6 protein-coding genes are annotated in these 12511 nt (G+C 30.2%); all 6 read right to left on the bottom strand.

The window, feature by feature from the left end:
• Positions 1-6: 6 nt before the first annotated feature.
• The 6 genes from AC1RFD_RS19940 to AC1RFD_RS19915 all read right to left on the bottom strand — a co-directional run bounded on the left by AC1RFD_RS19940 (position 7) and on the right by AC1RFD_RS19915 (position 12326).
• Positions 7-969 carry a polyprenyl synthetase family protein gene (locus tag AC1RFD_RS19940; protein WP_054548915.1) on the bottom strand — a complete coding sequence of 321 codons (963 nt, stop codon included), beginning with the start codon at positions 967-969 and terminating at the stop codon, positions 7-9.
• Positions 960-1124 carry a hypothetical protein gene (locus tag AC1RFD_RS19935; protein ID WP_155483366.1) on the bottom strand — a complete coding sequence of 55 codons (165 nt, stop codon included), beginning with the start codon at positions 1122-1124 and terminating at the stop codon, positions 960-962. The genes AC1RFD_RS19940 and AC1RFD_RS19935 overlap by 10 nt, the downstream gene beginning before the upstream one ends.
• Positions 1125-1267: 143 nt before the next feature.
• A complete protein-coding gene (locus AC1RFD_RS19930) occupies positions 1268-3430 on the bottom strand; it encodes a peptidase domain-containing ABC transporter (protein ID WP_054548914.1) in 2163 nt (720 codons plus the stop codon).
• Entirely contained in the window at positions 3431-6550 is a 3120-nt protein-coding gene (gene lanM / locus AC1RFD_RS19925) for a type 2 lanthipeptide synthetase LanM (protein ID WP_492475216.1), read from the bottom strand.
• 106 nt (positions 6551-6656) lie between these two features.
• Positions 6657-6839: a salivaricin M family lantibiotic gene (gene slmA, locus AC1RFD_RS19920; RefSeq protein WP_004233864.1), complete on the bottom strand. Its 183-nt coding sequence runs from the start codon at positions 6837-6839 to the stop codon at positions 6657-6659.
• A gap of 1131 nt (positions 6840-7970) precedes the next feature.
• Positions 7971-12326: an S-layer homology domain-containing protein gene (locus tag AC1RFD_RS19915; protein ID WP_492475215.1), complete on the bottom strand. Its 4356-nt coding sequence runs from the start codon at positions 12324-12326 to the stop codon at positions 7971-7973.
• Between the last annotated feature and the right edge of the window lie 185 nt (positions 12327-12511).

Raw genomic sequence — 12511 nt, 5'->3', positions numbered from 1 at the left:
TATCTCCTAATCAATAAGTTTGATAATCTTATCTATCTCTATGCTACTATTAGGATAATGTTTAAGTAATAAATCTTTTGCTTTATTTATATATAACTTAGACAAAATTAAACAATAATCTATTGCTCCTGTTTTACTAATATATGTTTTAAGTTCATTAAATGAATGTGAATTATCATTGTTTTCATCCATAACATATAACTGTTTAATTAGATAATTATTATCGTTCTGCTGACTATATTCAAGGGCCTTTATTAATGGAAGTGTAGCTTTTTTATTTTTAAGATCACTTTTAATATTTGAAAAAACATCTTGAACATCATTTCTAATTTGACCTGCATACCCTATATACATTGATATCTCCTTTAATACAGAGTTTTTTTCAACATTATAATTATTTAATTCAAATATCAATTTTATAAGAGAGTTTGATTTCTGCTGAATTAATTGAAAATATAATTTTTCAGAAGTTCCAGGCTTATCAACATTAAAATATATATCATCCCATTGCCCATTACTTGCATTTATTAAATTTGCATTAATAATTGAAAGTATTTTATTCGGATTTCTTTTAGTATTTTTCACCAATAAATTTAATGATTCAATTAGCAATGCATTTGATAGTAGTACCGCCTGAGCCTTTGTAAAATAGCTAAGTGTCTCTTTATTGAAATCATCATCTATAAGATCATCTATAAGGTCTGTAGATAAAATAAGCAATTCAAATGCAGCAGCTTGTCCAACTCTTTTTAAATAAGGAATCTTTTTATCGAGTAATGATGATACATAGAAATAAAACTCGCTCCAAGTAAAATGGGAATGTGAAGTATTAAATATTTTACCTTCTAAAGACAATAATTTTAGAACAATTTTTTTCATTTCTATATGTAGATTACTTGTTTTAAAATACTCTTCTATAAAAAGTTGAATTTCTGTTTGTATTTCTAATTCACGACTATTTATAACCATTGTTCCGATCTAATTTCCAACCTACCTTCAAAATGTTCTAACAGTAGTGCAAACGTTTTATCATCTAGCATGTTCTTAGCAACCTCTAATTCCTTTACTTCTATATCCTCTCTCTCGTTAAACAATTGTATTACGTTCCATAATGCTGTTTGCATAATTTTCATTCCCCTTTAATTCAAATATTATATATGTATATAATATCATTTAATGTAATTTTAATCCATTAATAAATGTAATAATTACCCTTATTTTAAAATAAAAACCTTCTAATATGTTTAATTAGAAGGTTTTTATTAATTCACTGTATTATTACTTCCCCGTTATTTTTAATCTCATTATTTGAATATAATGCATAGTATTGCCCTTTGTGTTTTAATAACTCTTCATGAGTACCTTGTTCAATTACTTTTCCGTCTTCTAATACAAATATAATATCAGAGTTAATGATAGTGGATAGACGGTGTGCAATAACAATTTGCGTAGCACCAATTTTTTTAAATGCATCAGATACAAGTTTTTCATTTATATTATCAAGAAAGCTTGTTGCTTCATCTAATAGTATGATCCTTGGTTTATTTACCAATGCTCTTGCAAGTGCTATACGTTGTCTCTGACCACCCGACAAATTTAATCCCATCTCTGATATGATTGTGTGATATTTCATAGGCATAGCTTCAATCTCGTCATGAATATTTGCTATTTTACATGCATCTTCTACTTCTTCTAAAGTTATATCTAATCTATTCATCACAATATTTTCAAGTATACTACTGTTAAATAGTGTTATATCCTGTGGTACAATTCCTATTTGTCGTCGTACAAATTTTTTATCCATCTTATCTAAGGGTAAATTGTTATAAAATATTTCACCTTCTGTCGGGGAATATAAGCCGACTAATAGTTTTGACAATGTACTCTTTCCAGAACCTGATTTGCCGACAATCGCTATTTTCGAGCCTGGGTTTATATTAATATTAATTCCTTCTAATATCTTACTAGAATTTTTTGTATAAGAAAAAGATACATTTTTAAGTTCTATGCTCCCATCAAGCTTCTTTTTTTCGCCACCATTTATTTCAAAGTCGCTAGAAAGAATATCTGCTATCCTGGAAAAATATACGCCACTATTTATAAAGCTTGTAAAGGTGTCTAAAACAGTTGAAGAAAGTCCAAAAAATATAGTACTTAATGAATAAATCGAGATAATCATCCCAAGTGAAATATCACCTACAGATGCAAAGTAAATGGAAATAAAAAGTATAGTCAAAGGAGATATGAATTTTAGTAACTCTAATATACTGTTTATTTTATTAGAGTAATTTCCATTTTGAATATACTTATCCATAAATTTCGAATAAACTGTTTTCCAATTTTTAAATATATCATTTTCAATAGCACTCATTTTTACACCTAGTATTGCATAAACGGTTTCTAATTGAATATTTTGTACTTCGTTTTGAGTAGACACTAATGATTTACTATTGTCTTGAATATTTTGCTTCGTTAGAAACACGATTAAAATATTTAATGCAAATAATAGACTTGAAATAATACCCAGTTCAAATTTAAGATAAAAAATATAAGTAAGTATAAATATTGATATACCAGATTCTAACAAACCATTTATAAATTGATTTGCGAAGATTTCTCTTATTTGAGGTATACTATTTAACGAATAGATAGTGTTCCCACTGCTTCTAACTGAAAAATACTTATAGGGAAGCTTTAATAAATGACCTACCACATTATAATTTAATGTCTTATCCAATTGGGCTCTCAGTTGGAGAGTGAACTTTAATTTAGTATAGTTAACCCCAAAATATAAAATAGAAATTAAAATTAATAATATAGATATTTGCAATATACTTATAGTTTGCTTATTTACTATAACTTGATCAATAATCTTTTGAATCCCAATCGGTAATGCAATTGTAAATGTATAAAGTATTAATGAAATTATAATACTTCTAATGTAATGCCATTTATTATAGAAAATTATTTTTTTTAACTCTTTAAAAGGGCTAGTATTTTTTTTACTTGTTTTAAATTCTTCACTAGGTTTTGGAACAAGTACATAGTTAGAAAAATGTTCAGAAAATTCTTCAATACTATATTTTAATCTACCTATTTTAGGATCAACAATCACTACTTTATTATTTTTTTCTCCTTCATAAATGACAAAATGATTATTATCCCACAAAATTATTGAAGGTGCATCAAGTATAAATATTTTTTCAGCAGGTATTTTATAGGCTTTAGTTGTAAAATTATATTTCTCTAATAATTCATTTAATTGAGTAAAAGTACTACCATCTCTTCCTACTTCAAGATCTTTTCTAAGTTCTTGTATGGTAATTTCCAAATTATAATAATTCTGAATCATACATACACAACATATACCACATTCTGTTTTTTGATATTGTTCGATGAAAGGCACTTTGCGTTTTGATTTAAATCCCATTTATCTCACTTCACCTATGTTAGGATCTTCTAATAAGAATATTTTAGTGATATCAATCGTACCAACTATATTAAGCATAGACAGAATAACACCTGATGTTCCTGTCATTAATCCCCAATCCTCAATCTCCATAGATATATCCTTTTTCAAATCATTATATTTATATACAACTTCAGAAATTAAGTTTTGTGAAGAGTTTACTAGACCTGTATTACCACAAATTTCACCAGCATACTTTAATATAATGAGGCTGCCTAAATCTCCATGACAGAGACTTTTGTCGTATTTAAAGCCACACAATTTTAGTTGTTCTATTAAAATATCAATCTCAGCTTTTATCTTCTCATCACTATAATTATTATTTAATAAGTATAATTTGGTTAACAAAATCCCTCCTATACCATTACACCAAGAGAAGTAGTGACTGTTGTCTCGAATTATCCATTTATTTCGAGATTCATTAATTAAGTATGCTCTTTCGTAGTTTAAGCTTTTCTTTATTAAATCTAGTTTTCTTATATCAGGATATTTTTTATAATATCGCACCAATTGCGTAATTATTCCAGAACTTCCATGAGCATATCCACTGTCATGGTTTTCATTCCATTTCACCATGTTCTCATTAACATAAATTGCACTTTTCTCAATTCTAGTATAAGTGGTCTGAATTATTCTATTTAAACACTGATCAATATACGGATTTTCATTTGTTAAATTATCTTTTAGTGTAATCAGCACACCGAGAATACCAGCTAATCCTCCTATGATATCTAAATTGTTTAGTTGTTTAATATATTTTTCAGATTCCTCTAATTTCTTCATTAATGTCTTTATTAATCTATCGTTATTAGGTAAAATATTTGATTTCCAAGCTATAAATAGACTATAGAATGATCCATACAATCCTGAGAAAGCACCCAAATCTACTTCCTCTACATTACAAGTTTCTAAAAACTCTAAAACATAATTAACACTTTCAACGATGGCAATTTTATATTTTTCTTCATTTGAAATTTTATACAGCTCTATTAATGTTATAATAATTCCTGAATTACCGTTATATAAGTCAATTTCTAAAGGTAGATTCTCATATAACTCATTTCCATATCCTTTCAAACCAATCCAACTCATAGATTCTTTAGAGCTATTTCGAATTCCCCTTTCAAGCATTGAATTTGTCAGATCAATTGCAATTTTTAAGTTCTCAGTCCTTGTTCTAGGTTGAATACTTTCATCAAAAACTGTGTTTGTTCCATCTGGTATGTCTGTTTTTAATCCACAGCCAATAAAGCATTGATTAATAATAGATATTTGTCTTTTTAAATCAATTTCATTAAAAGAATTAATTCTTTCTTCAATACTCTCTAAAATACTCCTACCTTCTTCTCTTAGAACAATATTACCTTTCATATCAGAAATATATATTTCATCATTTCTAATTTGATACATTGGTATATCATCATTCAACATTTCTAATATTTCTGTTTTTGTAACTCCAATATCTTTTTCATTATTATGAAAATCTATGGTTGTAAAAATTCTATGGAAATAAATATATCTATCTATTTTATTACTTAATAAATCTGGATGATAACTTGTTTCTAGTAGTTGAGTATAATTGTTCGTCCCTCTGTAAATATATCTAGAATATTTATCTGCAAATAAACTTTCTATTTTCTTATAGTATTTATCTTTATTTTCTTCTATCCATCTGTATATCTTAATAAAACCTTCTTTTATCTCAGAAATATAATTCTCTGCAGATAAATACCTACCTCCAGATTTAGGACTACTATTCAATTTATCTATTTCTTTATAAACATTTTTTATGTGAATACGATCTGTATTTCTTTCTTCTAAAGCTTGTGTTCTATAAGGCGACTTTTGTACCTTACCAGAATTCATTGCTCCTACTTCCATAATTAAATTTTCTTTTTTATTAATCATTGTAGTAGGCAACACTGATATACTTGCAACAGAATTACCGATAATACTCAATATATTTTCATAACTACTTATTTCCTCTTCATCAACTTCTACAGTTTTATGTAGAAGGGTTTCCAAATCTACCAAAACTGGATTTTCCCCAAATGCTATGATATTTTCAATGTGAAAATCCCTAGAATTCAAACTATATAGTATAGCTAAGAGCTCCCCCATTTTAAAATAAAAATTTGAAATTTCTTCAGGGTTATCACATTCTTTATTATTTATAAATTCCATGAAGCCATAATTATTATTGCTATATACATTAGCTGCATATGGCTTTTTAAAGCCATCTATTCTATTATCCAGCCAGTCTATTAAATCTTTATAGCCTTTTTCAATTTCTAAAGATCTAGGTTTATACATTAAATTGAAATTATTTTCAAATACTAGTTTAGCAACCGACTTATTTCCATTGTGAGTATCTCCATGACTAAATTCGATGCTCTCTAATTTAATATCTTTATTTATTTCCATTTGCATAAAAAGAGAGTTCTTTTCATCATTAAAATTTTTTAAGATTTCATTTAAATATTTAGTTGTATTTTCTAAATAATTATCTAAAATACGTATTAATTCCGGATATTTATTGTATATTTTAGTAAGAAAATTATTATCTAATAATAATTCTTTAACAAAATAAGTGTATCTCTCTTCAGAATCTTTACCTAATAAAATATTCTCTTGTCTTGCTAGATTAATCTCTAATACGATAACTCTAAATGATCTATTAACCAAACTCTGCAACATTTGACAATAAATTAAATCAAATGCCCTCTCACTATCTTTAAACAGCTTAGAGTTAATAATATTTTTTATTGTGTCATCATATTTTAATAATAACGGTCTGAAAAAACCAATCCACTTAAAATCATGAAAATATTTATCCATTATATTGTTAAAGATTATCTCATTATCATTCTTTATATTAAAAGCCATAATTTTATTTATAAATTCTTTTTGATATGTATCTTCTATTTCTCTATCCTTCAAATAATTTTCAATATTATTATTGTATACTCGCAAAAAAAGTTTCTCTAAATCATCATCTTCTTTGAATTCAGGAAAAAAATCTTTCCAAAATGAAAGTATTTCTTTTTCGTCTTCGGTAATATTTAAATTCAGTTGTTGCATGCCTACAACTCCTTTTTAAAATTTAAGTTAGAAGAGTTTTTTGTTGGTTATAAGAAAAACTCAGAAGGATTAAAATCCTTCTGAGCATTTCCTTCAAAAGTAAATATTAATTACAAGGAATATTATTACTAGTACATTCGTATGAAGCTGTAAAATAGCCTCCACATTTTTTCGCTAATGTTAATTGAATAGCAGTAAGAATACCAGCACCTGATTTTCCATCTAAATCTTGTGCTTGGATTTCATATTGAAGACTATTAATTGATTTTTCATTTTTATTCTTTTTCATTTTAAATCTCCCCTAGTTCTTTAAATTTTGCTACATATGCATGCATCATTTCCTTGGCCAATTAAAATATTACAGGAATCTATCCTAAAAAAAATCCGTATTTGCCGCAATAATTTTTGCGTTATATAGTAATTCACCTTATTTCTTTTGTTAATATTTAGCTTTGGAGCTTCTTTTGAATTGTACAGAGGGATGTGCCCTATGGAGAAAGGTTAAGACTTCTATTAGGAGATGATGGGAAGCAACTTAATCCCACCAACAGAAATAATGGGTAATTATGACTTAAATACTTGCGTTTTTTCATAGAAAACCTTTTAGGTTGATACACTCCACATGTTTTCAAAATATATGATTTTCACTTCCAAAATAAGTATTAGAAGAAGCTTCCCGATAAGGGGTAAACTTTCCAACTTCACAAAAACTATCATTATAATTAAAAATATTCTCAAATAAAAGCCAAACTGCGATAGATTGTAGTTTGGCTTATGAATCATTCATGTTACTTATTTTTTGCATATTACAAAGGCTTCTACTACTAAATTAAGCTCTTCTTTAATGAAACAGGGTCATTAAAGTAGGAGGTAGTACTACCTAAAGAAGTAACCTTATTATTTTTCACTGCAGGCAACTCATTCCATAATGTACTTTCTTTAGGGAATTCAAGCGCCGAATCTTCTATAAAAAATAAAATCCCCTGCACAGTCTGACAATCTTTCAATTGAAAATGAAACTCCCCATACTTTTGAATCAAGGGACACTTTTTGAAACAAGGCTGGCACATTTAATTGGAAATCCCTATAAATAATTTCTCCACCTCTAGAATAATGATCACCATGTATGTATACCTCTTTGTCAGTACTGCCAATTATAGGGGCTGTCTGTTCTCCAATGACTTTAAAGATATAAATAAATAGTTCAATTCATATATAAAAATTAGTGATAATCCCTTTATATTCCAAATAATATGATGGTACAATAGATCCCTTTACTTTATTTATGCCAATTTAAAAGCAGAAACGTTGTTTTGAACAACATTTCTGCCTTCAATTATTCACAGTAGATTTGACTAAAATTCTTTTGGGATAGCAGATGATATTATGAATAAATTAATAAAGCTCGCTGTTTAGTAACTTATTTAATAATTGTAGCTTTCGAAATATCTGAAATATTTCCGTAATCATCCATTAAAACCATGTAGATATATTTATTTTCTATAAATACCTTCTCTGGCTGATTAGCTGTACCAATTAGACTGTCTGGCCATAAACTAATATCTAATAACGAGTTTCCTAACATAACGTTATTACCCTTAACATCGAATGCTAGATTATTTTCTGGGTCTATACCTGCAATAATATGCTGCTTTGTTAAAATAGTTGTTGATGATGTAAGGTCATAATTTGTATTTGACATGACATAGTAGTATTTCGGATTATGCACTCTAGAATTAACTGTATATACAACCTGAATTTTATTTGATGTCGCAGGAAGGCTTGTATTCTTAGTTAGGTTTCCAATCAAGCCTGCGCCAGCAATACCAAATCCAGGCATATTTTGATATTTGAATTCTCCTATTGATTTATCGAATGTCAATCCAGCAAAGTCTTTGACTACGACTGTTCCTTTGTTCATGTCCAGAGTAAAGCTACTTAGAACTCTTTGATTGAATTGAATTAATAGTTTACGTGGTTGCCATGTTTTAATATTTACTGTGTCTTCCCATTCGATCTTACTAATTGTTGCTGTTGTACCATCTAGCTTAGTATTTAAAGCTGAAAGTAATTGAGCATCTGTAATATTCAGTGCTTCTGAGAAAGTTACTACAAATGTTCTGTCTTCACTAAATGTCATAGAATCTGAAGTTAATGAATTTTGCGCAATTGCCTCAAACTCATTTTTCGATATTTTCTTAATCCATGGTTGCGTGCCAACTGCTATTTTCGGTGGTGTACCATCGGAATAGAAATCTTCTTTCATCCACCCTACGCTTGATTCATCGTATCCATCAGAAGTGGTATTGGATCTGTACACTGTCATATTTCCATAAGTATCTTCTGCACCAAAATATACTACGTATTCCGTATGCCGCTCTAAAGTGACACCTGTAGCTTCAGATAATGGAAATGATCCCTTTCCACTTTTCTTAACACTTGGGCTAATTCTTAATTTATCCTCTAAAAATTTACGTTCAGCAGGTGTATCAATTTTTAGATTTGCTGAATCATTTGTTGTACCATCTGTATTTTTCTTCGGTACAAACCAATAATGAAGCTCCGTTGTTTCATCAGTATCAAAGGAAATCATGGCTGTCGTATCATCATTTTCTTTAGGTTTTACTACTAAATTTTTAATTAAAGGTGCTCTAGTATCTCCAATCATTTCCCTAGAGGTAATTTTCGAAATTTCCCCACCACGATCCTTTAAGACCATATACACGGAATAGCTTAAAAATGGATTTAGTTTATCTTTAGCTAACGTTATTGGGAATTTTTTTGTAGCTTCCTCTAAATCAGCTGGACCCGATCCACGTTCAATATAAATATCCTTTCCACCCAATTGGAAATAACCTGATTTTAACGATGATTCACTTGCAAACTCATTAATAAAATCACGTTCAGTAATACCCTTATCAGTTAAATATTGTTTAAACGTTTTTACTTCACCATTATCTTCAACAGTATCAGGCAACACCATATAATAATAAGTACCGGCCTTACTTGGCTTAAACTCAACTTCAGAGCGTCTAAAGTTATCATTTTGATCTGGCTTACTTATTACATTTTCAATCGTTATGACGGGCATATCAAATTTTTCATGGATATATTCTGCGTAATTTCGTACAGGTTTGCCTGGATCTACAGTACTGGCATTTTCAAAGTCATTATCCGCTAAGTCTTTTACTTTTGGTAAAACAGTCACGCGTAATGTATCACCGTAAACAAAGCCTGTTTCAGAAGGAATCGTTAATAACACTCTTTTGTCCCCTTCTTTATAATCTACTGCCGAAGGTTTAATTTTATTTTGTCCTGTTGTATTTACAATAACGGTCCCAGATAAATCATAGTTATTTATATTCCGTGCACTTTCGGGATCTAATGCTTCGTTTAAATATAAATAAAATTGATTTGATTTTCCTGCTGGTTCTAACTTTGTCTGTTCAACATAAGGGTGAATATTATCCAGTGCACTTGTCGTAAACTCTTTGATGGCCTCTTTTGGGATAGGGTCTATCGAATAGTTACCAGATGCATCCTTCATCACCACATAGAGCTGGTACGTTTCTTCTGCCTCTAAGCCTGATAAAACTTCCTTAATACCTAGATTACCTCCAACAGCCTTACCCGAACCTATTGGTTTTGCAACGATGTCAGCCGTTGTTGGATCAGTTGCTGTTGTTTTCTTACGTATATAATAGTAATAGTCTCCTGGTTCACTGGCTGTAAAAGTAAATTCAGCACGTGTTCCTCCATGTAATGGCGTAACTTGGAGGGATTTCACTACTGGTGGTGAAGCATCTTTCATTTGGAACTCTTGAGAAACTATGTCCGATGCATTTTTCGAGCCATCCACAACCATAATGTAGATAACATATTCCTTTTTCTCACCTAAATTAGAAACCTTAATTGAGTTTGTTCCTTTGATGGCTGCCGCAGTTCCATGTGCTACGTTCTTATTTGAGAGACGGTTAACCATTTCACTTTTATTTGGTGCCTCTGCGCCCTTTTCACGCACAATATAATAGTACGTACCGACTTCATCAGAAGTGAAATCTGCTTGAATTTCGCTACCATTTAGTACTTTTACATTTGTAATACTAATGATTGGTTTTGTTTTATCATCAGGATTTTGATTCTCATTTTCCTCTTTATCAATTGGTTTGCCATCTGGATCAGTAATATTGCCTATATTATCTTTATCATCGAGGAAATCGTCGAAGATATTATTTGGTGATCCATCCTTAGGTAAGATGACCTTATCAATATACGTATAATCTCCAATATCAATTTTGCCATATGAATTATCAACAAATAATGTGCCAATTCGTCCATCAATATACAGCTCTAGATCTGTGTAGCTATTGTAATTGATCCAATCGATATTTCCTGAACCATAAATTGTAAGTTTTGTTTCTGTATTTAAATTTAACGTACCAATATCACCTTGAATTTCAAACTCACGCACATTTCCAATGATGTCTACACGTGGTAGTTTTGTATTTGTTTCAATTTTTGTACCTGTTTGAGATACTACTAGTCGAGAAACACTGCTGTTATAAAATTCTAGGTACTTCTCAACGTTTTTCATTTCCTCTTTTTCTTTAGACCAGTTAACAAATGGCTTATCATTTTCAGTATTTGGTTTTGTCCAATTTTGAAGATCGTTCGAATTGTTATTTGACGAATCATCGCCTTTATTGTTATCTGGGTTTGACCAATTAATAAATGAAATATTGTTACTTGCCACACGACCAAGAGCTAATGGTTGATTGTAAGTAGCCCCTAAATGCAATGGTGGGCGAACGGTTTCGTTGACAAACATTGTCCCTGTCAGCGTCATATTCGAGAATTCTATATAATTACCATTTACTACAATCGTTGCACCAAAAGAACCGTAATTTCCGTCAAAATCTAGAGAACGTGTGCTTGTCCCGCTTGCATTAAGGGTCAATTTTGAAATGGAGCGAATTCCCTTACTCGATAAATCCCCCTCAATGAATGCACCTTTTAACACCGGAGCATTATATTCGTTAAAAATATGAGCAAGACTCTCTGGAATTGTATATGACTGGCCATTTATATAAACTGCGTCATCATCCACATTTGTGATTTTGTAAGATGTTTCATTATTTTTCTTCTCTTGTGAACCCACTACAAACGAAGCAAACTGTCCGCGAGTAACAGAATCAAATGGAGAAAATGTAACAGGAGTTGTGCCCTTTGTAATATTCAAATCGATTAAAGTTTGAATATAGATGGCATTGTTTGTTTTGCTATTCACATCTTTAAAAATATTATTGTACGTAGGGGATACCTCTAGATGGAATCCAACTACAACCATTTTGGCTAGTTCCCCTCTAGTCAACACTTCATTCGGCATAAACATGCCATTTGAATAGCCCGACATAATACCTGCATTTTGCAATGCCGCTACGTATTTATAATATTGATTGCCCTTTGGAACATCCTTATAGTAAGGATCTTGGATATTTTTTGTATCCAATTTTAACGCCGTTGCCAGCATTTTCGCTGCCTCTCCACGAGTTACACTGACATCAGGACGGAAAGTATTATCCGCAAAACCGCTCATTACGCCCTGAGAATATAGTTTTAATATTTCATTATAATTGTCCGAGTATTGGTTAATATCCGTAAAGGGAGAAGTAGCCGCTGCTGCATTTGGTGGAGGTACTACAACAGCAATCCCACTTGAAGCAAATACTGTTGCAATCAAGGCTTTATTTACTTTTTGGATTTTAGATTTATCCATTCCACTCTTCCTTTCGTTTATGTATTTTGATACGTACAAATATCATTTGCTCATATCCTTTATATCGACCAAAGACTAGTGAACCTTCATAGATAAATCTAAAATAGTAGGGTAAATTTCTTCTAGAGTTAGAGACTAAAATACGATTTCTTTACTATGCGAGTCCATTAGCTTTCCATCACTGA

The sequence above is a fragment of the Lysinibacillus sp. GW823-FHT02G10 genome (genome assembly GCF_058797135.1).
This window is presented reverse-complemented; position numbering and strand designations above follow the sequence as displayed.